Annotated in this window: 19 protein-coding genes; 7 read left to right on the top strand and 12 right to left on the bottom strand. The window is 61.5% G+C overall.

Features of this window, described 5'->3' with window-relative positions:
• Positions 1-6,502: non-ribosomal peptide synthetase (locus QRN54_RS19085; RefSeq protein ID WP_285182803.1), on the bottom strand; the 6,502-nt coding region annotated here is incomplete at its 3' end.
• A gap of 260 nt (positions 6,503-6,762) precedes the next feature.
• Here QRN54_RS19085 and QRN54_RS19080 point away from each other — a divergent pair.
• From QRN54_RS19080 to QRN54_RS19070, 3 genes are read left to right on the top strand one after another with little or no spacing between them, the layout of a single operon-like run.
• Positions 6,763-7,587, top strand: a complete 825-nt coding sequence (locus QRN54_RS19080) for an FAD binding domain-containing protein (protein ID WP_050655355.1) — start codon at positions 6,763-6,765, stop codon at positions 7,585-7,587.
• Positions 7,584-10,277 (top strand): molybdopterin-dependent oxidoreductase, encoded by a 2,694-nt coding sequence (locus QRN54_RS19075; protein ID WP_285182802.1) that lies wholly within the window; start codon positions 7,584-7,586, stop codon positions 10,275-10,277. The genes QRN54_RS19080 and QRN54_RS19075 overlap by 4 nt, the downstream gene beginning before the upstream one ends.
• The gene (locus tag QRN54_RS19070; protein ID WP_215515940.1) at positions 10,274-11,245 is read left to right on the top strand and encodes an antibiotic biosynthesis monooxygenase; all 972 of its coding nucleotides are present in this window, start codon (positions 10,274-10,276) and stop codon (positions 11,243-11,245) included. The genes QRN54_RS19075 and QRN54_RS19070 overlap by 4 nt, the downstream gene beginning before the upstream one ends.
• Before the next feature lie 85 nt (positions 11,246-11,330).
• Here QRN54_RS19070 and QRN54_RS19065 read toward each other — a convergent pair whose 3' ends face one another.
• Positions 11,331-12,569: an HNH endonuclease signature motif containing protein gene (locus QRN54_RS19065; RefSeq protein ID WP_285182801.1), complete on the bottom strand. Its 1,239-nt coding sequence runs from the start codon at positions 12,567-12,569 to the stop codon at positions 11,331-11,333.
• 117 nt (positions 12,570-12,686) lie between these two features.
• The gene (locus tag QRN54_RS19060) at positions 12,687-15,791 is read right to left on the bottom strand and encodes a multicopper oxidase family protein (RefSeq protein WP_285182806.1); all 3,105 of its coding nucleotides are present in this window, start codon (positions 15,789-15,791) and stop codon (positions 12,687-12,689) included.
• 317 nt (positions 15,792-16,108) lie between these two features.
• On the opposite strand from QRN54_RS19060, the gene QRN54_RS19055 reads away from it, so the two are divergent.
• The gene (locus QRN54_RS19055; RefSeq protein WP_042923073.1) at positions 16,109-16,720 is read left to right on the top strand and encodes a VOC family protein; all 612 of its coding nucleotides are present in this window, start codon (positions 16,109-16,111) and stop codon (positions 16,718-16,720) included.
• A 34-nt stretch (positions 16,721-16,754) separates the two neighbouring features.
• Here the strand turns inward: QRN54_RS19055 and QRN54_RS19050 are convergent, their stop codons facing one another.
• Positions 16,755-17,774, bottom strand: coding sequence for a cation diffusion facilitator family transporter (locus QRN54_RS19050; RefSeq protein ID WP_031331634.1), 1,020 nt, complete (start codon positions 17,772-17,774; stop codon positions 16,755-16,757).
• The gene (locus QRN54_RS19045; protein WP_003942406.1) at positions 17,771-18,193 is read right to left on the bottom strand and encodes an ArsR/SmtB family transcription factor; all 423 of its coding nucleotides are present in this window, start codon (positions 18,191-18,193) and stop codon (positions 17,771-17,773) included. Before QRN54_RS19045 ends, QRN54_RS19050 begins: the two co-directional genes overlap by 4 nt.
• Before the next feature lie 109 nt (positions 18,194-18,302).
• Here QRN54_RS19045 and QRN54_RS19040 point away from each other — a divergent pair, with 109 nt between their 5' ends.
• Complete coding sequence (locus QRN54_RS19040; RefSeq protein WP_211921140.1) at positions 18,303-18,728, top strand: nitroreductase/quinone reductase family protein; 426 nt, start codon at positions 18,303-18,305, stop codon at positions 18,726-18,728.
• Positions 18,729-18,788: 60 nt separating this feature from the next.
• Here the strand turns inward: QRN54_RS19040 and QRN54_RS19035 are convergent, their stop codons facing one another.
• From QRN54_RS19035 to hisI, 4 genes are all read right to left on the bottom strand, one after another.
• Positions 18,789-19,175, bottom strand: a complete 387-nt coding sequence (locus QRN54_RS19035) for a DUF2784 domain-containing protein (RefSeq protein ID WP_030537060.1) — start codon at positions 19,173-19,175, stop codon at positions 18,789-18,791.
• 73 nt (positions 19,176-19,248) lie between these two features.
• Positions 19,249-19,875, bottom strand: coding sequence for an SRPBCC family protein (locus QRN54_RS19030; protein WP_007732240.1), 627 nt, complete (start codon positions 19,873-19,875; stop codon positions 19,249-19,251).
• Positions 19,876-19,901: 26 nt separating this feature from the next.
• Positions 19,902-20,195, bottom strand: coding sequence for a DUF1905 domain-containing protein (locus tag QRN54_RS19025; RefSeq protein ID WP_030537061.1), 294 nt, complete (start codon positions 20,193-20,195; stop codon positions 19,902-19,904).
• Positions 20,196-20,201: 6 nt separating this feature from the next.
• Entirely contained in the window at positions 20,202-20,549 is a 348-nt protein-coding gene (hisI, locus tag QRN54_RS19020) for a phosphoribosyl-AMP cyclohydrolase (protein ID WP_003942390.1), read from the bottom strand.
• Between the two features lie 101 nt (positions 20,550-20,650).
• On the opposite strand from hisI, the gene QRN54_RS19015 reads away from it, so the two are divergent.
• Complete coding sequence (locus QRN54_RS19015; RefSeq protein WP_285182800.1) at positions 20,651-21,172, top strand: universal stress protein; 522 nt, start codon at positions 20,651-20,653, stop codon at positions 21,170-21,172.
• Positions 21,173-21,193: 21 nt separating this feature from the next.
• Here QRN54_RS19015 and QRN54_RS19010 read toward each other — a convergent pair whose 3' ends face one another.
• A complete protein-coding gene (locus QRN54_RS19010; RefSeq protein ID WP_058226986.1) occupies positions 21,194-22,675 on the bottom strand; it encodes a flavin-containing monooxygenase in 1,482 nt (493 codons plus the stop codon).
• 104 nt (positions 22,676-22,779) lie between these two features.
• Here QRN54_RS19010 and QRN54_RS19005 point away from each other — a divergent pair, with 104 nt between their 5' ends.
• Positions 22,780-23,397 carry a TetR/AcrR family transcriptional regulator gene (locus QRN54_RS19005; protein ID WP_185744506.1) on the top strand — a complete coding sequence of 206 codons (618 nt, stop codon included), beginning with the start codon at positions 22,780-22,782 and terminating at the stop codon, positions 23,395-23,397.
• On the opposite strand, the gene hisF is transcribed toward QRN54_RS19005, so the two are convergent.
• Positions 23,394-24,167 carry an imidazole glycerol phosphate synthase subunit HisF gene (hisF, locus tag QRN54_RS19000; protein ID WP_003942380.1) on the bottom strand — a complete coding sequence of 258 codons (774 nt, stop codon included), beginning with the start codon at positions 24,165-24,167 and terminating at the stop codon, positions 23,394-23,396. The two genes, QRN54_RS19005 and hisF, sit on opposite strands and share 4 nt — an antisense overlap.
• Positions 24,164-24,997 carry an inositol monophosphatase family protein gene (locus QRN54_RS18995; RefSeq protein ID WP_003942414.1) on the bottom strand — a complete coding sequence of 278 codons (834 nt, stop codon included), beginning with the start codon at positions 24,995-24,997 and terminating at the stop codon, positions 24,164-24,166. Before QRN54_RS18995 ends, hisF begins: the two co-directional genes overlap by 4 nt.
• Between the last annotated feature and the right edge of the window lie 8 nt (positions 24,998-25,005).

Here is a 25,005-nt window from a genome sequence, read left to right as displayed (position 1 = left end):
TGCGCCCCACAAACTCCAACACCCCACCACACCCCCACCGCACCACATCACCCGTCCGATACACCCGAGCACCCACCACACCCGACACCGGATCCGCCACAAACCGACCCACCGTCAAATCCACACGACCCTCATACCCCCGAGCCACCTGCACCCCACCCACATACAACTCCCCCACCACACCCACCGGAACCGGCCGCAACCGCGAATCCAACACCAACACCCGCGTATTCCACACCGGCCGACCAATCGGAACACCCACCCCCACAACACCCTCCACCACATGAAACGTCACATCCACCGACGCCTCCGTCGGCCCGTACAAATTCACCAACTCCGCACCACACACCCCCGCAAACCGCCCCGCCAACACCGACGACAACCCCTCACCCGACACAAACACCCGACGCAAACCCGAACACCCCACCCCCAACTCCCCCACGCTCAACTCCCCCACGAACACCTCCAACATCGACGGCACAAAATGCACCACCGACACCCCCCACCGCTCGATCACACCCACCAAATACACCGGATCACGATGACCACCCGGATCCGCCACCACCAACCGCGCACCCACCATCAACGGCCAAAACAACTCCCACACCGACACATCGAACGACACCGGCGTCTTCTGCAACACCACATCCCCCACACCCAACGGAAACTCCCCCTGCATCCACAACAACCGATTCACCACCCCCGCATGCGACACCACCACCCCCTTCGGACGACCCGTCGACCCCGACGTGAACATCACATACACCGCATGCTCAGGCAACAACACCCCCAACCGATCCCCCCCCCCCACCGGACCACCCGAAAACCCCGAAACATCAACACAACCCACATCAACAAACCCCACCCCCACCGGCAAACACCCACCATCACCAACCCGCGACAACACCACCACCGGATCCACCACCCCCACCACAAACCCCACCCGCTCCACCGGCGCACCCACATCCACCGGAACAAACACCCCACCAGCCCGCACCACCGCAAACACCGCCACCAACAACTCCACCGACCGCGACAACGCCACACACACCCGCGACTCCGGACCCACCCCCAACGAAATCAACAACCGCGCAAAACGATTCACCCGAACATCGAACTCACCCCACGACAACACCACCCCACCACACACCAACCCCCCACCACCCACACCAGCAAACCGCCCATCCAACACATCCACCAACGTCAAACCCCCCACCACAACCCCCACACCATCCCAACCACCCACCACCAACCCACGCTCGGGCGCGCCCAAAATTTCCGTATCCCCTACTGGCACTGTCGGATCCGACACGACCGACCGGAGGAGGCGGACGAAACGCTCGCCGAACTCGGCGACTGTGGTGCGCTCGAAGATATCGGAGGCATAGGTGAAGGCGGCATCGAAACCCATGGGGACGCCGTCTTTGCCACGCTGCTCGGAGAGCGACAGTTGCAAGTCGAATTTGGCGACACCGACGTCGACTGGAACAACATCGACACCCAGTCCGGGTAGTTCGAGGTGGGGATCTGCGGTGTTCTGGAATTCCAACAGAACCTGGAAGAGCGGTGAGCGAGATGACGAACGCTCCGGCGCAACTGCATCGACGACTCGCTCGAACGGCACCTCGGCTTGTCCGAACGCTGCCAGATCGACTTCGCGAGTTCGTGCAAGGATCTCCTCGAAAGTCGCGGCGGTGTCAACGGTGATTCGCAGGACGACCGTGTTGACGAACATCCCGACCAGATCGTCGAGGACTTGCTCGGCGCGCCCTCCTACCGGAGTCCCGATCGCTATGTCCGGCGAGGCGCTCAGCCGTGCCAACAGAACCGCCAGCACTGCGTGCATCACCATGAACGGTGTCGTGTTGTGATTCCGAGCGAGTTCGAGGAGTTCACTGTGCACGTCTGCGGGCACCGAGAATCGGACCGATTCACCGCGCATGGATCGTTCCGCCGGTCTCGGTAGATCCAGCGGAAGGTCGATCACGTCAGGTAGACCGGCCAGGGTGGACGTCCAGTAGTCCAACTGCTTCGCCTCGAGAGTGTCCGGATCGTCGTCACTGCCGAGCAGTTCGATCTGCCATTGGCTGTAGTCGGCGTACTGCACAGGCAAAGGCGACCAGTCCGGTGCCCGTTTCGCAGCCCGCGCCGCGTAGGCGCGGGTCAGGTCTCGGGCCAGCGGCTCGAGGGATGCTCCGTCCGCCGAAATATGGTGAACTACCAGCGCAAGGACATGATCGTCCGGCGTGACCCGAAAAAGGGAGCCGCGCAGGGGCACGTTCGCGCTCACGTCGAACCCCTCGCGAGCGAGATCGGCGATGCGCCAGTCCAAGGCTTCCTCGTCCACGGATACTTCCCACGCGATCTTCGACGTCACGCGTTCCGAAGGCACTACTACCTGATGTGGGCCGTCGACCGACGCCGGGTAGACGGTACGGAGCGATTCATGCCGATCGACAACATCTCCCACCGCGCGCTGCATCGCAGCGACATCCAAGGCACCTGACAGTCGGACCACCATCGGAATGTTGTAGGCCGGGGACGACGTGTCGAACTGATTGACGAACCACAGGCGTCGTTGTGCCACAGACACCGGAATCTTGTCCCTGTACGAATGTGCCTGCAGGATTGGACGCTTCGAACGCGTGCGATCAACGCGGGATGACTTCGCATCCCGCACGTGACGGGCCAATGATTCGATAGTCGGTGCTTCGAACAAAGTCCGCACCCCGAAATCGATTTCTTCAGCGGCATTTACTCGAGCGATCAGCTTCGTGGCAATCAGTGAGTTCCCGCCCAGCTCGAAGAAGTCGTCACCCGCACCCACCGTCTCGACGCCTAGAACATCGGCAAAAATCTCGGCGAGCACTAGTTCCTCAGCGCCCTCGGGCGGTCGAAAGTCGTCCGACCGAGCATCGAACCGAGGTGCAGGTAAGGCAGCGCGATCGACCTTTCCCGCCGGAGTTACCGGCAACTCGTCGAGTAGAACAAATGCCGCAGGAACCATGTACGACGGAACACGGCTCGCGACGTACCGCGTCAGCTCGGCCGTCGAGAGCGCACTTCCGCCGGCAGGCACGACGTACGTGGTGATCATCGTTGTACCGGAGGGAGCCGCACGCGCCACGGTGACTGCATTCTCGACCTGCGGACACGACTGCACGACGCTGTCGATTTCCCCGAGCTCGATACGGAATCCGCGAACTTTCACCTGGAAGTCACTACGGCCGACGTACTCGAGTGCACGGCCACGGCGCCGCCGCACCAAATCCCCCGTTCGATACATCCGCCGGCCCGGGTGGCCGAAGGGGTCTGCCACGAATCGTTCTGCCGTCAACGCATACTTTCGGTGGTAGCCGCGTGCGAGCGCGTCTCCCGAGATGTACAGCTCGCCCACAACACCGTCGGGGACGAGGTGCAATCGCTGATCGAGCACGATCTCGTCGAAACCGCGGAGCGGACCGCCCACTGTGATGTACTCCGACGACACCATCGGCTCGCCTATGTTCGACATGACGGTGGTCTCGGTCGGCCCGTATGCATTGCACAGCCGTCGGCCGGGAGCCCACCGCTGCACAAGATCCGGCGGACAGGCCTCACCACCGACCACCACGTCGCCGAAGTCCGAAAGGCCCTCGGGAGAAACTGTTCCGAGCGCCGCAGTAGTGACAAAACCATGCGTGACACGCTGGGATTCGAGGAAGCGAGACAACTCGTCACCGCCGTAGATCGTGCTCGGTGCAATCACCATGGTCGCTCCGGCACCGAAAGCCAGCAGGTATTCGAAAATCGAGGCGTCGAAACTCGGGGTCGAGAAGTGCAACGTTCGCGCATCCTGGGTCGCACCGAACCGCGAACGCTGTTCGGCAGCAAGCGCTTCCAGTCCACGATGCGAGACCGTCACCCCCTTGGGGAGTCCGGTGGACCCGGACGTGTAGATCACGTATGCGGGATTGTCGGGCCGGATCGGGCGCACCCGATCGACATCGGAGATGGAGCGCACGGACAACCGTGCAAGTCGGCCACGGAACTCAGCGTCGTCGATTGCTATCCAGGAAATCGAATCCGGCAAGCGATGAAGTTCCGCGACGACCGTGAGCCCCAGTACGGCGCCGGAATCGGTCAGCATGAAGCGAACACGTTCATCCGGATAGGTCGGATCCACCGGCAAGAATGCCGCGCCGGCTTTGGTCACCGCCAACATCGCGACAACCGATTCGATCGAACGCGTCAAACCCAGCGCCACACTGTTTTCCGGACCGATGCCGCGGTCGATCAATTCTCGGGCCAACTTCGACGAACGCTCGTCGAGTTCTCGATACGTCAACTCGGCATCGAGATACGACAGGGCCACGCCGTCGGGGTGTGTGCGCGCCGCACCGTCGAACAAATCGGCCAGGGTGCGATGCGAAGCGCGCGGGTCACCGCGGACAGGCCGTATCGCGGATCGCTCGTCGTCGGACAAGATATCGATGTCGCCGACCATCATTGTCGGATCTGTGGTGACGGATTCCAGGACGCGCGCGAACCGCAAACCGAGGCCACGTACCGTCTCGGCGTCGAACAGGTCGGTGGCAAACGCGAGCGTCACCGTGATTCCGGACGGCGTACCCACCTCGTCGAAAGTCTCGACTGCAGACACTCCGAGATCGAAGCGGCCGAGGTCGGGAGGGTGCTCGTCAGCGCTGGCGACGGACTCGAACGTCACCTGTATCACCGGCGCATACGCAGGTACATCCTCCACCTCGAGCGATTCCGCCACCTGCTCGAGCCGTATCCCACTGTGCAGCAGCGCATTACTTCGGACCTCGACGGCACTGCCCAAGAGTGCCGTGAACGGCGTCTCCAGATCGACGCGACTCCGGATGGCGACGATGTTCGCGTCGGATCCCGCGGGCGTACCGATCACAACATCCGAAGCACCGGACAACCGGCTCACCAGGAGAGCAAAGCTTGCATGTAAGACCGCACGAGTGTCCGTCCCGAGATCACTCGCCATCGCCGTGATCCGCGCGTGGGTGTCGGCGGCGATCAGGACCTCAACCCGTCCGTTCTCCAGCGATTGCGTTGCAGGCCTGGGTCGATCGAAGGGAAGTTGCAAAAGTTCGGGCGCGCCGGTGAGCTCGTGTCTCCAATATTCGAGGTGCCGCACTTCGCGTTGTCGTCGCTCGCCCTCCCGGGCCGTCGGGCTGTGAATGTCTGCGAGTTCGGCACCGGAATCAGACGCGATCAACTCTTCCAGCAAGCCGACAAAATTCCGGTGGTGCTCGCGTAAACCCGCCTCCTCGTATCGGATCGGGTTTGCCCGGAAGTCGACACGCAGCCTGTCGCCGCTCGGATACACGTTGACCAGAAGGTCGTCCACCGGCCCGGAGGTGACGATGTGATACTCCCCAACCACCTCGCCCAACTGCACCTCCTGGCGAAACAGCATGACGTTGACCATGGGCCCGGCATATGAGTCTTCGCCTTCCAGACCGCTCGTCACGCCTGCGTCCCGACGGATGTCGTCGAGGCTGCAGCGCTGGTGCCGCAATGCACCCATGAGCTCATGTTGGACCTGGGCGAACAGTTCACCGACGGTGTCGACCGCTGCGACACGGATGAGCAGTGGCGTGACGTTCACCATCATGCCGCCCGAGTCCCGCAGCACCGCCGTAGTCCGTCCGGACATCGGAACATGAATCTGGACAGTCTCTTTCGCCGTCATCCGCGCGAGGTACATCGCGAGCGCAGCGATGACCGGTGCAGCGTGGTTCTCGGATTCGTAGAGAAGGGCACAACTTCGGTCCGACATCAGTGTGCTTTCGAGTCGGCTCTCGGTTTGCGCGGGCCCAGAAGCCTCCGCCAGGCTGGATCCGGCGAGGGTGGTATTGCGCTCAGCCCAGTACTCCCGGTCGGCGGCGAATCGATCCGACATTCTGTACCGCTCGTCGATGTCGTACAGCGTCCGGAGTGTCGCGGCACGACTCGGCTGCGAGTCCTTTCTCGCCGCCGAGGCCGAGTACCGATGCGCAATGCGGTTCATCATGGTCATGGCACCGAAACCATCGAGCGCAACATGATGGATGCGGCTGTACCACAGATAGTGCGCGTCGCCCACGCGCAGCACAGCGGTCTCGACAATTCTGTCAACTGCCAGGTCGAGCTGTGTCCGGCAATCTCGGCGCATCCACCCGAGGGCATCCTCGATCGGATCGGGGGACCCACGGAGGTCGACAAGACGGACGGTGATCTCAGATGTCTCGTCCACGTACTGCATCGGTTGACCGTCGATCTCGATCACTTTGAGCAAAGGAGATTGAAACTCGTATGCCACCGCTCGCGTTTCGCGATCCAGCAGTTCGACGTCGAGTTCGCCGCGCAGCTCCACGTAGTGCGCTATCAGAATCGGGACTTCGGGATCGAATTGCTGAGCGAACCAGGTTGCCCGTTGGGCGGCCGAGAGCGGAAAGAGCGTCTCATCAGAAGGGTCGGTCCGACTTACCTCGAAGGGTTTCACAGCGCCCCGCCCCGCATGATCTCCGCGGCCGCCGAGTGCGTAGCCGCGTCCGAATCAACAGCGCGAAAGCAAGAGGCTGATCGCGCCTCTCAAGCAGTCGTACCCAGAATCGGCAAGCGCATGCACCGCCCCACCAGTCGATGTCACGTACGTATCGCTCATGTTTCGCGTGCCCGATATGTACTAAAAGTGTGAATGCGTCTCGTCACCTCGGTAATGTCCCACTCCGAGAAGACACATCCCCCGAGGGGAGCAGGCGCATGGACATCACCACCATTACCGACGTGATACGCCGACCACCGGATCGCCCAGGGGACGTGTGGCGTCCCGGCGACGCCTGGCTCGCGGGAGGAACGTGGCTGTTCTCAGCAGAACAACCCGACACGCGTCGACTGGTCGACCTCACCGCGCTCGGTTGGACACCACTGGAGGTCGGCCCGACTCATTTCGGTGTCGGAGCTACGTGCACCGTTGCCGAACTGTATGCGTTTGTCCCGCCGGACAATTGGCGTGCGAGTCCACTTATTCGCGTCAGCTGCGAGTACTTCCTCTCGTCTTTCAAGGTGTGGAATTCGGCCACCGTAGGCGGCAACATCTGCATGTCGCTTCCGGCCGGACCGATGATCACCCTGGCAGTTGCACTCGAGGCTTCGTTCACACTATGGGCTACCGACGGAAAAGTGAGGACCGTCGACGCGTGCGACTTCGTGACCGGTGACCACCAGAATGTCCTGGAGCCGGGCGAAGTCCTTCGGAGCATCGAGTTCCCGGTGCACGCACTCACCAAACGGCACGCCCACCGCCGCTTCAGTCTCACGCACCTCGGCCGTTCGACGATCTTCATGATCGCGACGCAGACTCCTGGCGCCGACGACTTTCACCTCACCATCACCGCCGGCACCACCCATCCGATCCGGCTGACGTTCGACACCATGCCGGACGAGCACTCTCTGCGACGAGCCGTCGACTCCATTTCGGCCGACATTTGGTTCGACGATCCCAACGGAACCCCAGACCACCGCCTCCACCTCGCCCGCCACTACGCCGACGAGCTCCGAAACGAACTCACGGGGAGCCAGTCATGAGCTACACGGTGAACGACCGGCAGTTCCACGAGGAGCCGTTCCCGGGACAGTGTCTCCGGACGTTTCTTCGGCACCTCGGACACCACGGGGTGAAGAAGGGGTGCGACGGCGGGGACTGCGGGGCGTGCACAGTGTGGCTCGACGGAACACCGATACACAGCTGCATCACGCCCGCCTTTCGCGCCGACGGTCGCGCGGTAACCACGATCGAGGGACTCGGCACGCCCGAAGATCTCCATCCGATTCAGCAGCAGTTCCGGGATGCACCCGGCTTTCAGTGTGGGTTCTGCACCGCCGGGATGATCATGACCTCGGCGGCGCTCACCGACGCGCAGAAAGAAGACTTGCCGCGAGCGCTCAAGGGAAACCTGTGCCGCTGCACCGGTTACCGATCCATCGAAGACGCGGTCAACGGTGTCGGTGCTATCGAAGTTGCCCTCCCGGGACAGGCCGTCGGAACCAGCGTCGGGGCGCCGGCGGCCACCGACGTGGTGACCGGCCGAGCCGAATACACTATGGACACCGCCATCGACGGCATGCTGCACCTGAAAGTGCTGCACTCGCCTCACGCACATGCCCGCATCACCTCCATCGACACCACCGAGGCGCTCGCCGTCCCCGGTGTCCATCGCGTCTACACCTGGAAAGACGTGCCGCGCAAGCTCTTCACCACGGCAATACATACCGACCACCTTGTCGATCCGGACGACACCTACATTCTCGACAACGTCGTGCGGTTCGTGGGTCAGCGTGTAGTGGCCGTCCTCGCCGACTCCGTCGTCGCTGCGGAAGAAGGCCGTCGGAAGGTGAAGGTCGATTACGAGATCCTGCCTTCCGTGTTCGATCCGGAAGAGGCCATGGCCGACGGCGCTCCAGCCCTGCACGGATCCGACGATCCCTTTGTTCGAGATCCCGAGCACAACATCCTGCTCGAACTTCACGGTCATGTGGGCGACGTCGAGGCCGGGTTCGCCGAGGCCGACGTCATCCACGAAGGCACCTACTTCTCGCCGCGGGTTCAGCACGCGCACCTCGAGACGCACGGTTCGATCTCCTGGATGGAAGACGGACGCCTTCACGTTCGCACAAGTTCGCAGTCCCCCTCCATCGCCAAGGTCAAACTCGCCCATCTCTTCGACCTCCGCCCGGATCAGCTACGCGTGTTCTGCAAACGCGTGGGCGGCGGGTTCGGAGGAAAACAGGAAGTGATCAGCGAGGATCTGGTGGCGCTCGCCACCCTCGACACCGGTCGTCCCGTCTGCCTCGAGTTCACCCGAGAAGAAGAGTTCACCACCGCGTCGCCGCGTCATCCGATGAAGCTCACGATCAAGCTCGGCGCCAAGTCGGACGGAACCCTCACAGCCTTTCAGTACCGAAACATCTCGAACACCGGTGCGTACGGAAACCACGGTGGAGAGACACTCTTTGCCGGCGGCGCGGCAGTATCGCTCTACCGCTGCGCCAACAAGAAGTTCGATGCGTATTCCGTGTACACCAATAACGTCCCGAGCGGCGCTCTGCGTGGGTACGGGATGACGCAACCGGCCTTTGCCGTGGAATCGGCCATGACCGAATTGGCCGTCGCGCTGAACATGGATCCGCTCGAACTGCGTCGACGCAATATCGTCCGACCGGGCGATTCGCTGATCGCACTCGAAGACGGCCCAGACGACGTGATCTTCACCGAAGACGGACTGGGGCAATGCATCGATCTGATCGACACCGCGTTGAAGCGCCAACCGGTTCCCTCGCTCGGAGACGATTGGCTGATCGGCACCGGTACCGCCAGTTCACTACATGAGACCGCGCCACCCACCGAGCACATTTCCGAGGCTTGGCTCACCCTCGGCGAAGACTGTGTATACGAACTTGCCATCGGCACAGTCGAATTCGGTGAGGGAACTTCTACGGCCCACGTGCAGATCGCCGCAAATCAGCTGGGCACAACTCCGTCGCGTGTACGAATCATTCAGTCGGACACCGACCGAACCGGTTTCGACACAGGCGCTTTCGCCAGCGCCGGCCTGTTTGTCGCTGGGAACGCGGTACTTCGCGCGTCGAATGCGCTCCGCGATCGCCTACTTGCCTTCGCCGCGCACCACACCGGCGTGTCGATTGACCAGTGCTCGATGGACGACGACAAGATCGTCTGCGGTAGTACTCGATTAACACTGCAAGAGATACTCGAGGCCGCGCGCCCGCGCGGGATCCGATTCACCGAGGCGCGGAAGGCATACGGATCTCCGCGCAGCGTGGTGTCCAACACTCATGGCTTCCGGATTGCCGTCCATCGCATCACCGGCGAGATCCGCATTCTCTACAGCGTCCAAGCCACCGACGCTGGGGTGATCATCAATCCGGCGCAGGTGCGGGGACAGATCGAAGGTGGCGTCGCCCAGGGCATCGGCTTCGCACTCACCGAGAACTTCCACGTAGACGCAAACGGCGCGATGATGAACCCGAATCTACGTAACTACCGGATCCCGACATATGCAGATATCCCACGCACGGAGGTGATCCTCGTCGAGTCATCAGACTCCGTCGGTCCTCTCCGCTCCAAGGGCATGGCAGAGTGCTGCATCAATCCGGTTGCCCCTGCATTGGCGAACGCACTGCAGGATGCAACCGGGTCACGATTCCGGACGCTACCGCTCACCCCGGAACGCATCTACACAGGCCTGAACCGATGACCGCGCACACGTCGGCGGACAGCGCCGCGACGGTCATCATCGGCCAGCGAGTGCGTGCCGGACTGGAGAAAGAATTCGAGGTATGGCAGAAAGATCTCAACCGGGCGGCCGCAGATTATGCAGGCTTCCTCGGGGCAGAAATCGCGGCTCCGACGCCCACCCAACCTGATTGGGTGATCGTGTACCGATTCGACTCCATCGCTCATGTTCAGGCGTGGATCAACAGCGCGACGAGGCAGGACTACCTCGACAGCGGTCGTCAGTTCTTCGACGGCCCGGCCACGCAGCAGGTAGTGAGCGGCGGGATCAGGCCTCCGGACCCACTGCTGACTGTCGTAGTGACGCACCGAGTCGGTGACGACAGCATCGACGAGTTCCTTGCCTGGCAGGATCGCCTTCGGGAGGTGGAGAGTGCTTTCGACGGATTCCGCGGCACCGAACTGTTTCGCCCCGTCGACGGTGTGCAGGATGAGTGGACCCTGCTGTATCGCTTCGACAATGCTGCCCACCTCGATACGTGGCTGACTTCCCCTGAGCGACAACAACTTCTCGCCGAGGGCCGCAAGTTTCACGACTTCGAACTGCGAACCGTGGACAATTCGTTCGGCAGTTGGTTTGCCTTCGACGAGAACGGAAACGAGGCCCCTCCACCTTCGGAGACAAAAACCTCGATCGCGGTCTGGGTCGGTCTCTACCCGACTGTCGTCTTGCTTACTTTGGCGCTGTCACCGCTGAAGCTGCCACTCTGGCTCGGATTGTTGATCGGCAACCTGTTGTCGAGCTTCATCATGAGTTTCTTCACGATGCCGTACTACGTGAATCGGCTCCTGCACCGTTGGCTGCGTCCACCTCCGGGGATTCCTGTCGCAAAAACCAACGCACAAGGGGTGGCAATCGTCGCCGCTGTGACGTTGTTCTGGGTTGTCGTCTTCTACCTCGTGACTACTCAGTTCTGGTCGCTGCCCTGAACTCTCCGGAATACGAAATGCCAGCGCATGTAACGGGGCATGATTCTTCCTCGGTGCATACGCTGGCATTTTCAGTTATGTCCGTTCACGCGGCCGTTGGTGGGCTGTTCCCGCCGATCGGCTGTTGATACAGATCGATCGACATCGGCGGATAGAACACCGTCCTCCGATCCGGGCCGATCTCCACCCGCCACTCCGTGTGGTGCAGTGTCCGGTGATGATGACCGCACAACAAGATCAGATTGTCGAGATCTGTTGGGCCACCATCGTTCCAGTGAACAATATGATGGGCATCGCACCACCCCGATGGTGTCCCGCACCCCGGAAACGCACACCCACCATCACGCACCGCCAACGCCCGCCGCTGCGGCACCGTCGCCGTTCGCGCTTCCTTACCGCACTCGAGCGGAACACCACTCTCATCCAGGAGGATCCGGGTGACGGTGCAGTCGCACGCCAACATCCGCGCGGTATCAATACTGATCGGACCCACCCAATCCGCCCACGCGAAACCCAGTTCCTCGTTGGACGGCAAGAGGTCCTTCAAGGCTTTGAGGTCGGTCATGTCTTTCGCAGACGCAGTCACCGTGATGTGCGGTTTCACTCCGCCTTCGATCGGACCCAACCCCGCCCGCTCATACCGACGCAACAACTCGCAAAACCCGTCCGCCCGCCGCAATGCCGGCGTACGCGTGTCCTTGACGCCGTCCTTCTCCGGCGTCGGAGCCGACAGGCTCGACAGCAACGTGATCAGACGGGCCCCGTTCACCGCATCCAAATCACCCTTCACAGACACACGCCCGTACAAACCTTTCGACGCGTAGAACTCGTTACGCTCCGCATCCTCACCCACCGGAACCCCGTCCTCACGCTTGCCGTACTGCTTCTCGATCCGCCGAATCGCCGCCCGCACCGCATCACAATCCGCAATCTTCTTCGACGCCAAACCCAACAGGATCCCGCGAGCCTTGTCCACATCCGCCGGCGTCATGTTCTTCGGCGGATGCTGACAAAACGACGCCACCTGACGGGCTTTCAACGCATCCATGTCACCACGATGAAACGCATCGCCCACCACGGGTTCGAGCATCAACAACCGCGCCAACCCGACCAGCAGACTGCACTCACCGATCTCCAGATTCGTCGACCCGTGCAACCACAGCGCGATCGCCCGAAAACCCTTCCCGCCAAGAACCTCACGGGAAAACATCTCCACGATCAGCAACACCATCCGCGACTGCAACTCGTGCCGGACACGCACCAGATCCAGAACCTCACCCTTGAGGCCCTCACCATCCAGCTGCCACGCATCCCGACTGTCCATGCTCAAAGTTTAATCGAACAAACTTTCGATAACCAGAGACAAAACGGACAACTTCGAGAACAGGAAGGCTCGAGACACGTTGATATGAAACTACTTTCAGTAACTCTCAAAACCGGATCATCGGCCGCCGAGCGGCAGAACTCCCCCGCCGACGGGATAGGGCGGCAGCGTTCCCACAAGCGTCGGTGTCAATGTGGTCGCAGACGGATCGGCACGACCGAGAGTGAATTTCCGAACTTCGGCACCCGTTCCGTTGCTGCCGCTGACGAGGAGATCCGCGCCGGTAGTCGTGCTCGTCGTGGCCACTCCCACACCCGACTTTGGAGCGGTGAACGGGTCGAAAGCTGCAACCTCCCGAAATGCCACGTCCGTCGAATGGTGATCTGGACTCTCGAGGTACATCTCGGGTGCACCGTCGAGCCTGGATCCACTCGAGAAGACGCGGATTGATCCTTCTCCTCCGAGCATGCCTGCCACTATCGACTTTGCGCCGCCCTCGGCGCCGGCCACCCAACCCGTCGACAGAGACACCCCGTCGCGGTAGCCCTGATCGAATGCCAAGAACTGCGACGTCATTACAGGACCAGCCGTATGACCTGCGTGTTCATCGGAGCCGCCCTGCGCAGCCGCCGTCGGTTCGTACAGGTCGTAGCGGAACGTCTTGATCAACGGCTCCTCGCCCGCACCCGGTGCGGTCACGATGCTCGCTCGACCGGAGTGACTGTCAACCATTCCGGTTGCGAACGTGACTCCGCTACTCGATCCCGGGTACGGCGAGAACGAACCGAATTCTGCGGGTGCGGACCTCTTGTCCGCCGGAAGGTCGGTGGAGTAGATCTTGACCTGCGACTCCATCCCCGGGCCTGATGCAACGATGATGTTGTCTGCCAGTGCATTTCCGTCGATGTCGACACCGCCGACGTTCACTCCACCGCGGAAACCCACATCGAAGGGGGCGAATCTTGCCAACTCGTCGGTGAACGGCACGCCGCCGACTGCGTTGTACGCCACCACTTCCGGAGCCGAGCCTGCACCTGTTCCAGCGACCAGATCAAGCACCATGTCTCCGTTCACGTCCGCCATCGCAACACTCGGGGTGCCTTCGAACGACGGGAAGGGCGTCACAGCAGTGATCAGTTTGTCGCCGTTGGCATCGAATATCTGCACCTTGGCGGGCACGCCGGCCGAACCAGGTATCGCGACGGCATATGTCGATACCTCGGGAATCACGTTGACAGTCGCCATCAAACCGTTGTCCTCGTGATTGAGTCGGTGGCAGTGAATCACAAAGGTTCCGGTGTACTCGGTGAACTTCGTCCGCAACGTCACCGATGCTGGTTCCAGCGCATTCTCGTTCTCGTCCGTCACCGGCGCCGGCACGTTCACGTTGTCGATTCCCCAGGGCTGAACGCCCGTCGTGGTACCTGCGACGGGATCCACAACTTCCGTTACCTGGAAGTCGTTGACGTGAATATGCATCGGGTGTTCGTCGTTGTTGAGGTTCGTGATCTTCCATTCCTCAACGGAATTCAGTCGCGGTTGAATCAGCGGAATGTTGGGGAACGTGTTGTCGGCGAATTCGTAGGTGAAGGCCTTCGGATCGCTGTTGCTGGCCTTCTCGTTTCCGAACCCACCGGACACTGTGAGATTGCGGGTCACGTCGGGCGTCATCGCTGCGGTATCCACGAACGAGGTGTAGGTATCGAGCTTCTGTCCGAACTCGAAGGGAGTCGTCTTTCCTTCACCCTCGTCTGGCGTCGCACGGATCAACTGCTGAGTCGGAAACGTGAAGAATCCGTCCGCGTAACTGATCACCGACGGGTCGACGGTGACGGTTCCGAGTTCGGCGGGCGGATTGTCGGTACCGTTGTTGGTGTAGAGAATGCCTGGATTGCTCACCGGCTTTGCACCTTCGAGCGGTGGCATCTCCAGCACCAGATCGCCGGACTCCGGCATCGTCACTGCGATTGCGTATCGCGAGGCCGGCGGAATCACCAGCCTGGTTCCGTCCCCATCCACGGGTGGCCTGACCTCGTCGAACGGGTTTCCGTCCTGCCCTACGATGGCGAACTTCGGATGGGCGCCGGTTGCGGTTTCCGTCAACGTGACCGGCATGTAGGCAAAGTCGCTGATGTTGGCAAGCACCCAGATCTCGGTCTGCCCCGGCTTCAGTTTCAGCGACGGCTGGAACTGACCGTTCACGGTGTACTGCACATCGCGTTGGTTGTCCGGCAGTGAGGGATCGGCCGGTACAGTCGTCGATTCACCCACGAAGCTCTGCAGATTGCCTGGAACGAATTGATTCTGTCCACGATGATTGGCCGGGGACAACGGTCCGGTGTACCAGTTGGTGAAATACTGCGCGCCCTCGGTGGTGTCCGAGAAATTCACCGGAGCAAGGCTCGGACGGTACGTGCCGTCGGCTAGTTCCGTACCGGCGGGTGGCGTCAACGTACTGACGAATTGGGGCCAGTTCGCGTCGTTGAGCTGTCGGCCCTTTCCTTTTCGGTCGAATACGAAGTTGTACTGCAGTGCCATATCGCGAATCGGAACGTCGTTTGCCGTCACGACAGGCAGGTTGCCGTCCGGCCGGCCGATTTCCAGTAGCCCGGCCAGGCCCATGTACGTCTGCTGGGCGGTGAGGGCGTGCCGGTGACTGTGATACCAGTACAGACCGTTCGGCATCGTCCCCGGAATCCCGTAGTCGTACACGTTTCCCTGGCCGGCGGGAATGTTGAGCAACACGTTGTCCGCATTGCCGTCCGGACTCACGTGCACTCCGTGCGTGTGCAGATTCAGCGGAGCCGACGTCAGCGCCGGCGGATAGATCGGCACGTCCCCGCCCGCCGGTGTGAATGCCGGATCGTAGAAGTCCTGGATCGTGAGATCCTGCAAATCGTTGTCGTAATGAATGATCAATCGCTCTCCGGGATTGACGCGGAGAGTCGGCGCCGGATAGACGTCACTCGCCGAGGTCGATCCGTCCGACGCCGTACCGCGGATGACCTCGTACCCGAAGAGCAGAAAATTCGACACGGGCGCCGAAGCGGTATCGAGCGGAATCACTCCCTGATGAGCGGACAAGCGCACCTCGAGAACACCATCTCGGCTACTCAGTTTCACCGGCTCCCGATAGTCGACGGCGGTTCCGCCAGAGCCGTAATTGCCGCCCACCTCGGGCGCCGATTCACCGGAGGTACACGCGGCCAACGCCATCGTCATGGACACCACTACTGCTGCGGCTAACGACTTTCCTCGCAGTGTGATCACTGGTTTCCCCGTTCCATGGTGGCGTGAGATACGTCCGATCAGCGCTCACCAGCCTATCGAGAAAACATGGGCTGAACAGGATATTCACGATAAATCGCCCACCTAAGGCCTGCGTGAGTGCTGCACCTTGCAAGCAGTCTCAGCAAACCGATCAGAAATCGAGAAGCACAGCCACGGGACCCGCAATTACGTTGAAAAACATGAACACACCACAGAAGTCCACTTCCGACCACACGTCGTCGATCCACACATCAGCAGGGAGCGCCCAGATGACCACCGCGCAATCCGTGATCCTCGACGTTCCCGACCTCGCGGCAGCCGAAGCCTTCTACAACGCTCTCGGCGTCGGAGATCGAATCCAGCTACACGAATCGAACGAACCGACAACAGGGTTTCGTGGGTACACCCTTTCGCTCGTCGTCTCTCGACCTAACATCGTCGACGCCTTCGTCGGCGCAGCACTCGCAGCCGGTGCCACCGCCTTGAAGCCTGTCAAGAAATCCCTCTGGGGATACGGCGGAGTCGTCCAGGCTCCAGACGGTTCCATCTGGAAGATCGCCACGTCGTCGAAGAAGAACGACGGGCCGGCCACCCGCACGATCGACAGCCTCGTGCTGCTGCTCGGCGCCGAAGACGTCAAGGCCAGCAAGCAGTTCTACCTCGACCGCGGACTCGAGGTGTCCAAGAGCTTCGGTCGCAAGTACGTCGAATTCACCAGTGCAGCAAACAATGTGACACTCGCACTGTATGGTCGCCGCGCTTTGGCAAAGGATGCCGGGGTTGCTCCGGAAGGCACCGGATCACACCGTCTGACCGTTGCCGGCGCGTCTGAAACCTTCACAGACCCAGACGGTTTCGCCTGGGAAGCCGCCTGCGCTTGACATCAAGCACAGATCACCGGGAAGGCGGCCGGTATCAGACTTCGGAGTTGGCCGCGTCATGCGCCGGGTACGCATGCACCAAGGCAGTAGCGAGTTTGGGCACCGCGTGAGTGAGCGAATGCTCGGCGCTGTGTGCAATCGCATGAGCTTCGGCAAGTGTTGCCCGGGGATCGATGTCGAGTTCTGCATCGGCATGCAGTCGGTGTCCGATCCACCGCATCTTCAGATCACGAACACCGAGGACTCCAGGTTCGTGCATCAATGCATGCTCTGCGTCGTCCACCAACTCAGGTTCGACGCCGTCCATCAACCTCCGGAAGACGTCTCGCGCTGCAGTCCTGAGCACCGCCACGATGGCAACGGTGATGACAAGGCCGATGATCGGATCTGCCAACGGGAAACCCAGCGCAACTCCCCCCGCCCCCAGAAGGACTGCGAGCGAAGTGAATCCGTCGGTCCGAGCATGCAATCCATCGGCCACCAGGGCCGCTGAACCGATTTGCCTGCCGACCCTGATCCGATACAACGCCACCAATTCGTTTCCGATGAAACCGATCAAACCTGCCGCCGCTACCCAACCGAGGTGCTCGATCTCGACCGGGTTGATCAATCGCCTCACCGCCTCGACACCGGCGATCACTGCCGACAGTGCGATCATGGCGAGCACGAACAGTCCGGCCAAATCCTCCGCACGCCCGAAACCATAGGTATAGCGCCTGGTCGCAGCGCGCCGACCGAGCGCGAAGGCAATCCAGAGTGGGACTGCCGTGAGCGCGTCGGAGAAGTTGTGAATGGTGTCCGCCAGCAGCGCCACCGAACCCGAGATCGCCACGATCGCGACCTGAGCAACTGCGGTGACTCCGAGCGCAACAAGACTGATCTTGACCGCCCGGATGCCGATTACGCTCGATTCCAATGCGTCGTCGACACTGTCGGCAGCGTCGTGACTGTGCGGCGAGAACACTTCGCGGACTGCCGATCGAAATCCCTTCGGCCCGTGGACATGGCGGTGGCCGTGGCCGTGGCCGTGGGACGTCTTGGGTTCGTGCGTCACGACGCACCTTCTTCTTGATCGGTCCGATCGACGTTCGCCGAGCGCTCCGGGTGTATCTCCCGAAGCTCACCTTCACTACGGTGATGCCCCGGCAATCCGGGTCCGGCATGCTCCGCATTGAAGACCGCGTCCGTAACCAGTTGGCGCACATGGTCGTTCTCCAGGCGATAGAACACCGTCGTACCATCGCGGCGGGTTCGTACCAACCTTGCCATGCGCAATTTCGCCAGGTGCTGCGACACCGAGGGCGCCGGCTTGCCGACGCGTTCCGCCAGTTCGTTCACCGAGCACTCGCGGTCGACCAATGCCCACAAGACCTGCACACGGGTTGCGTCGGCCAGCATGCGGAACACCTCGACGACGAGGTCGACTTGATCATCGGGAAGCTTGCGGCGACAAACACCACTATCTGCGTTCATACGTAGATAGTAGATCATGCTGGACGCCGAAGATGACCTCTCGTCGATTCACCAGTTGTGCAAAGCTTGGCGGCAGAGCCCTTCGCCACTCGCAGACCGGGAGACAACGATGAGTACCGACGATTGGAACGCAGGAATCATTGCGGAATTTCGGGAGAACGAGGGCAAGGTAGGCGGCCCCTTCGAAGGTGCGCCCATGGTGTTGGTCCACCACACAGGACGCAAATCCGGACGCGATTTCGTGAGTCCCATGATGTATCTGGCAGACGAGCAGGATCCGAAGACCATCTACGTTTTTGCATCCAAGGCCGGTGCCCCGACCAATCCCGACTGGTACTACAACCTCGTTGCCACCGACCAGGCAGAGGTCGAGATCGGCACCGAAACATACCCGGTCTCCGTCAGCGAAGTAACCGGCGATAAGCGTGACCGCATCTACGACGAGCAGGCCAGTCGATACCCGGGATTTGCCGAATACGCGGAGAAGACCGCTGGGATCCGCACAATCCCGGTGGTAGCCCTGACTCGCGCGTAAATCCTGGTAGCACCTCCCAGTCGTTTCCATTCGGAAACGGCTGGGATCGTTTGTACGGAATCAGGTCGCTGAAGAGGCTTTGACCTCACCCTTCGCATGCCGTCCGAGCAGCACGTATCCTACCCAGGATCCGACAACCACTGTCGCCGCGAGCGCCTGTACAAGGCCTTCGATACTCGCCGGATAGAACACGCCGGTGATGTAGTGCGAGATGAATCCGGTGGACGGCAACTCCGCGATCCCGGCCATCCGGCGGGCCCAGTTCTCGAGATTGGTCAGCGGGCAGTCGTATCCGACCGCTATCGAACCGACTCCCCAGACGACTGCAAGAAGGTGGAAACCGATGGTACGACGCCACTTCCACGCCACGAATCCACCCAGCACCACATAGAGGACAAACCCGAAGTGAACGAACACCGTTACTACTTCGATGAGCCGATACACCATCGTCGTCTCCGCTCGTGGCGCGGAAGTCCCGCAACAACCAGACTAATCCGATGTTAGTCCTCGTAGAGGTGATCTACCCGGTGTATGCAGCGGTCGTGCGAGCCGCGGCGGCTGCAGCCGCATCCGGGTCGTCGCCCGATGCGATCGCAGCTTCGGCCCACAGTTCACTGCTTCCCGCGATGAATGCCTTGGCCTCGTCGCTCGCCGACCACTCGGGTGTCTCGAGTGGCGTCGCGATCCCCAGTTCCACGTGTCGAGCCAGCCCGAGCAGTCCCATGTCCCACCCGACGCCGACGGCACCTGGACCGTACTCGGCCCACCGATCCGGCTCCACGTCCGCGGCATGTTCGAAATCGAACAGCGTTGCACCACTGCCCTTTTCGGCGAGATTTACAGTCACATAGCTCACATCGCCGCCATATTCCCAGGTGATGCGAAGAGTTCGAGGAGCTTCGCACGCCAAAATCTCGCCGCCGGCGTTGCCCTCGAGCTGATAGTGGCCGCCGATCATGGCTTCTCCCGCGACCGGCATGAACCATTGGCGAATGCGGTCGAACTCGGTGATCGCCGCCCAGACCGTGCCTATTGGTGCCGCGAGAGTCCGCGACATGCGCAGCATGCGCGTTTTCCCCTCGTCTCCGCCGAACGGGCCCAGTTCTCGCGCCACCAACTGCAACGAATCAACTGCTTTGTCGACCATGAGACTCCTCGGTTCGAGCGAAACTTTCAGCTCAGTCGCTGCTGTAGATGTACCGCTACCTCTTCTCCAGCGGCGCTCTTGCCGATCGCCTTGCACAGCGCCACGCGCAGCGGAAGCCAGTGCGGTCCGTCACCGGAGGGCATCAGCGTCGCCTCGAAGGGATGCTCACCATCGAGGGTCCCGACCACCTTCACAGCGCGTCTGGTTCCCAGAATTTCCGCCGAGCCGGGCACGGCCAAGAACGTTGCGAACGCACCGTCTTTCTCGATGGGAGCGGTGAACGAGTAATCGAGCGGTTGTGGAGTCTTGTCAGTGGCCATCTCGCGTCACTGCTCAGCAGCGAGCAGGACGTCGGTGTCGAAACACGTGTGAGTGCCGGTGTGGCACGCGGCGCCCTCCTGATCGACGATCAGCAAGACGGAATCGCCGTCACAGTCGAGTCGCACCTCGTGGACGTACTGGGTGTGCCCCGACGTCTCACCCTTGACCCAGTACTGCTGCCGCGAGCGCGAATAGTACGTCCCCTTACGGGTTTCCAGTGTTCGCGCGAGCGCTTCGTCGTCCATCCACGCGACCATCAGCACATCACCGGTCGACTTCTCCTGCGCAACCGCGCTGAACAGTCCGGCGTCGTTTCGCTTCAGCTTCGCCGCGATTGCGGGATCAAGACTCATATGACGTTTATACCTTCCACCTGTGACTTCCGTGGAATTCCCCTGCACGGCCGCCCTAGAATGGAAGTTCCTTCGCTTCTCGCTCTGGAAGAAGATCCGACATGAACCATCAGCATCATGACGGTCCGCACCCGGAGTACATCTGCCATCTCGCGAACCCGAGTACCGATCGCGTCCGAACCCGCCACGTCGTTCTCGGCATCGGCCCAGGTGCTACCAGCAAGAATGTACTCAGCTACGCACTGACGCTTGCCGCCAAGGAGGATTCAGCCCTCCACGTCGTTCACTGCATCACGTCAGAGGACCTACCTGTCGAAACCGACTCACCAGAATTCGAAACGCGTCTGCACGACGAGATGGTGTCGCAACGCGAGCAGACAACCTCGGCACTTGCCTCGCACGCCGACACCTGGACGTACGACTGCACCTATGGAGACCCGGCCGGTGTCATTCTCGCAACCGCGGACAAATACGACGCATTTACCATCGTGATCGAATCTCCGCGAAAAGGCGCTGCCTCCGCGGTGAGCCGACTGATGCACATCTCGGTCACTTCCCGACTGAACCGGCAGAACCGTTATCCCGTGATATCGGTTCCGACCGGAGTCAGCTCGGCAAGATAGCCGAACGCGGGACAAGCCCGCCTAGATGATCGAATAGTCCTCGAGCGGAAAGCGTTTCGCTTCGACGAACGCATTCCGTGTAGACGTGGGCCGCAGAATCGCAGCCTCGCCGTGCTGATTGAAGTAATAGCTTCGTGCAGTCTGGCAACTACCGCCGTAGAAGACGGAGTCCGCCAGGTTCTCGGTCATCCGGTCGAGGAACTCGGCGTTGGCAGTTTCGGTGACCTCGAATGTTTCCGCGCCGCGCCGTTTCACCTCGCCGAACAGTCGATCCATGTGCTGCATCTGGGATTCGATCGTCGTGAAGTAGGACAACCCGCTGTACGAGTACGGACTGGCGAGCGTGAGGAAGTTGGGGAAATACGGAACCGCGACCCCTTCGTAGGCCTGGAAACGGTTGTCGCGCCACCACTTACCGAGGTTTCGTCCCTCGCGACCGATAACCTCGATGGCTGGAAAGTTCACATCCCAGAGGTTGAATCCCGTTGCCAGCACCAAGGTGTCGATCTCGGTCTTGCGACCGTCGGCGGTGACGATTCCGTCGGCAGCGATGTGGTCGATCGGCGTCGTTTCGAGATGCACGTTGTCCTTGGTGAACGTACGGAAGTAGTTGTTGGAAAATGTGGGACGCTTGCACCCGAAGTCGTAGTCCGGTGTGAGTTGTTTGCGAAGGCTGGCGTCGCTGACCTGGGACCGCAGAAACGCACGTGATGCGGCCGCCGCACCCTTGTTCAACAGTTTGACCTGCTTGTAGTGAAGGACCGCGCTGACCATGATCATTTCTAGGATCGACGAACTGACAGCGCGGGCGATTCGCTGGGTGAGCGGAATACGCGAGAACAGCTTCTGCACTGCATTCGGAATGGAGACGTCGATCTTGGGAACCACCCAGATCGGGGTGCGTTGGTAGACGGTCAACTCTGCGGCCTGCCGCGCCACCTCGGGGATCAACTGCACAGCGGTGGCGCCGGTTCCGATGATTGCGGTCTTGGTGCCGGACAGATCGTAGGAATCGTCCCAGGCCGTGGTGTGGATGATCTTGCCGGCGAAGTCGTCGATACCGGAGATGTCGGGCCGATGCGGTTGCGAGAGGAAACCCGTCGCAGTCAGGAGGTACTTGGCAGTGATGTCCGGCGCGCCTTCGACGGATACGACCCAGTGCGAGGAATCCTCGTCCCAGCGGGCTCCGTTGACCACGGCACCGAACGTCATGTGCTTCCGCAGATCGTACTTGTCCGCGACGTGATCGGCGTACTTCTTCAGTTCCGCGCCCGGTGCGAAAAGCCTGGACCAGTTCGGATTGGGCTCGAACGAATACGAGTAGGTGACCGACGCGATGTCGACAGCCAGACCGGGATAGCGGTTGACGTGCCAGGTTCCACCCAGATCGTCCTCGCGCTCGAGGATCGCCAGGTTGTTCAGGCCCAGCCGCTTGAGTTGAATGGCCGCACCCATTCCGCCGAAGCCCGCCCCCACCACAACTGCGTCGTACTGCACTGCCATCGGAGAATCCCTCTCGTGAACTGCACATCAGAAAAACTGCACATCAGAAACTGACACGTCATTCCGTTATTGAGAACGGTATCATTCCTGATGTGACGAAGGCCATGACCAGAGCGGAACGAAAAAAGGCGGAATTGCGCCGCGAGATCATCGACGCATCATTCGAGTGCTTCGCGGAACGCGGCTACCACGCGACCGGAATTGCCGATATCGCAACAACTCTCGGAATCGGTCACGGGACCTTCTACCGGTACTTCGAGAACAAGCGCGACATCATCGACCACGTCATCGACGATCTGATCGCAAAGATCATCAGCGCACTCGCCGTCGAAAATGCCCCTGACGCAGCAAATACATTGGACGAGTACCGCGCCCAGGTCGGTCGCATCGCCGAAGCGCTCCCCCGCATCTTCTTCGACGACCCGCGCATTCCGCGGGTTCTGCTCTTCGAGACGACAGGCGTCGACGCCGATCTCACTGGCCGGATGCTCGATCTACTCGACCAGTCGGCATCCTTGACCGCGGCGTACCTGCATCACGGAGTCGAATGCGGCTATCTACGCGCCGACCTCGACGTCGACAACACTGCGCAGGCCGTCAACGGCATGATGCTGGCAAGTGCGATTCAAGGATTGCGAGCCGGTTCGTCCGTCGACTGCACGGCGTTGAACCAAGCCATCAGCCGCCTCATGTTCGACGGAATCCGCGCCGAGAACGCCTAGCGAACGACGATTCCCTCGGCACGCATCGCATCCTTGACCTCCGGGATGCTCAGATCGCCGAAGTGGAAGACACTTGCTGCGAGAACTGCGTCTGCGCCCGCTTCGACTGCAGGGGCAAAGTGCTCGACCAGGCCGGCACCGCCACTGGCGATCACCGGTACGTGGACTGCCGCCCGGACAGCGCGGATCATCAGAAGGTCGAAGCCCGCTTTGGTGCCGTCGGCATCCATCGAGTTGAGCAGGATCTCCCCCACTCCCAACTCTGCACCACGCTCGGCCCACTCGACAGCGTCGATCCCGGTGCCGCGCTTGCCCCCGTGCGTCGTGACCTCCCACCCCGACGGTGTGTCCGGCTGCCCCTGGGGAACGGTGCGGGCATCGACCGAGAGGACGATGCACTGCGAGCCGAAACGCTCACTCAGTTCCTTCAGCAGTTCCGGGCGCGCAATCGCCGCGGTGTTCACGCTGACCTTGTCGGCACCGGCACGCAGCAGACGATCGACATCCGCGACCGTGCGCACTCCACCGCCGACGGTCAGAGGAATGAAAACCTGCTCGGCAGTGCGACTTACGACGTCGAGCATCGTGCCGCGATCCGACGTGGAGGCGGTCACGTCCAGGAAGGTCAGTTCGTCGGCGCCCTGAGCGTCGTACGCTGCCGCGAGTTCCACCGGATCTCCGGCGTCGCGAAGATTCTCGAAATTGACACCCTTGACCACTCGCCCGGCGTCGACGTCGAGGCACGGAATCACACGAACTGCGAGGGTCATGACTGTGGTCCTCCTGAGGACGAAGCGCGCGGATCACCGAGCGCGTTGAGGATATCGAGAATCTCACCGTGGATGCCCGGAGCGGCAGCGAGCACCGACTCCGATTCTACGGTCCACGGGCGGCCGGCCAGGTCGGTGACCACCCCGCCCGCACCGCGAACGAGCGCGACCCCGGCCGCGTTGTCCCACGCGTTGCGGCCGTAGACGATCGCACCGCCCAGGATGCCGGCCGCGGTGAAGGCCAGATCGACTCCGGTTGAACCGTGTATCCGGATCCGCGAGGACACCTTGCTGATCTCGGCGAGGAGGTCGAGACGGAAACTGCCGGGGATCCGCCCTCGACTGTTGACGTTGAGCGCACCCAAGCCGACGATCGACGACGCCAGATCGGTTGGCTCCAGCGGCGGTACGGCGATTCCATTGACCAACAACGGACCGCCGGCGCGAGTCGCGTACGTGTGACCGATCAATGGAAGCCAGGTCAATCCGAGCACCGGGACACCGTCGTCGAGAAGCGCCAACAACGTTCCGGCAGTGGGCAATCCGGCCGAGTAGTTGAAAGTACCGTCAACGGGGTCGAGAACCCAGACGAGCCCGGAACCGACGTCGGGACCGCCGAATTCCTCGCCGTGCACCTCGATGCCGGTCTGCTCGAACAACTCCGCGGTCAACCGCTTCTCGAGCGCAAGATCGACCTCGGTGGCAAAATCACCCCAGCCCTTGCGGACCGCACTCGGGGCGCCGACACCGGAGACGAACTGATCGTGGACGCCGTCGAGAAGCCGACCCGCAATCGCGAGAAGTTCGTCGAGGTCACGCGTCGGAGTCATCTGGAAAA

This window comes from Rhodococcus sp. MEB032, assembly GCF_030208925.1.
Taxonomy (GTDB): Bacteria; Actinomycetota; Actinomycetes; order Mycobacteriales; family Mycobacteriaceae; genus Rhodococcus_F; species Rhodococcus_F qingshengii.
Note: the sequence above shows the minus strand (reverse complement) of the source record. Positions and strands in the feature narration are given on the sequence as shown.

Excerpts from the sequence above, each read along its gene's own strand:
- QRN54_RS19080 (WP_050655355.1), top strand. The coding sequence starts at position 6,763 with ATGGACATCACCACCATTACCGACGTGATACGCCGACCACCGGATCGC.
- QRN54_RS19075 (WP_285182802.1), top strand. The coding sequence starts at position 7,584 with ATGAGCTACACGGTGAACGACCGGCAGTTCCACGAGGAGCCGTTCCCG.
- QRN54_RS19070 (WP_215515940.1), top strand. The coding sequence starts at position 10,274 with ATGACCGCGCACACGTCGGCGGACAGCGCCGCGACGGTCATCATCGGC.
- QRN54_RS19065 (WP_285182801.1), bottom strand. The coding sequence starts at position 12,569 with ATGGACAGTCGGGATGCGTGGCAGCTGGATGGTGAGGGCCTCAAGGGT.
- QRN54_RS19060 (WP_285182806.1), bottom strand. The coding sequence starts at position 15,791 with ATGACGATGGCGTTGGCCGCGTGTACCTCCGGTGAATCGGCGCCCGAG.
- QRN54_RS19055 (WP_042923073.1), top strand. The coding sequence starts at position 16,109 with ATGACCACCGCGCAATCCGTGATCCTCGACGTTCCCGACCTCGCGGCA.
- QRN54_RS19045 (WP_003942406.1), bottom strand. The coding sequence starts at position 18,193 with ATGAACGCAGATAGTGGTGTTTGTCGCCGCAAGCTTCCCGATGATCAA.
- QRN54_RS19040 (WP_211921140.1), top strand. The coding sequence starts at position 18,303 with ATGAGTACCGACGATTGGAACGCAGGAATCATTGCGGAATTTCGGGAG.
- QRN54_RS19035 (WP_030537060.1), bottom strand. The coding sequence starts at position 19,175 with ATGGTGTATCGGCTCATCGAAGTAGTAACGGTGTTCGTTCACTTCGGG.
- QRN54_RS19030 (WP_007732240.1), bottom strand. The coding sequence starts at position 19,875 with ATGGTCGACAAAGCAGTTGATTCGTTGCAGTTGGTGGCGCGAGAACTG.
- QRN54_RS19025 (WP_030537061.1), bottom strand. The coding sequence starts at position 20,195 with ATGGCCACTGACAAGACTCCACAACCGCTCGATTACTCGTTCACCGCT.
- hisI (WP_003942390.1), bottom strand. The coding sequence starts at position 20,549 with ATGAGTCTTGATCCCGCAATCGCGGCGAAGCTGAAGCGAAACGACGCC.
- QRN54_RS19015 (WP_285182800.1), top strand. The coding sequence starts at position 20,651 with ATGAACCATCAGCATCATGACGGTCCGCACCCGGAGTACATCTGCCAT.
- QRN54_RS19010 (WP_058226986.1), bottom strand. The coding sequence starts at position 22,675 with ATGGCAGTGCAGTACGACGCAGTTGTGGTGGGGGCGGGCTTCGGCGGA.
- QRN54_RS19005 (WP_185744506.1), top strand. The coding sequence starts at position 22,780 with ATGACCAGAGCGGAACGAAAAAAGGCGGAATTGCGCCGCGAGATCATC.
- hisF (WP_003942380.1), bottom strand. The coding sequence starts at position 24,167 with ATGACCCTCGCAGTTCGTGTGATTCCGTGCCTCGACGTCGACGCCGGG.
- QRN54_RS18995 (WP_003942414.1), bottom strand. The coding sequence starts at position 24,997 with ATGACTCCGACGCGTGACCTCGACGAACTTCTCGCGATTGCGGGTCGG.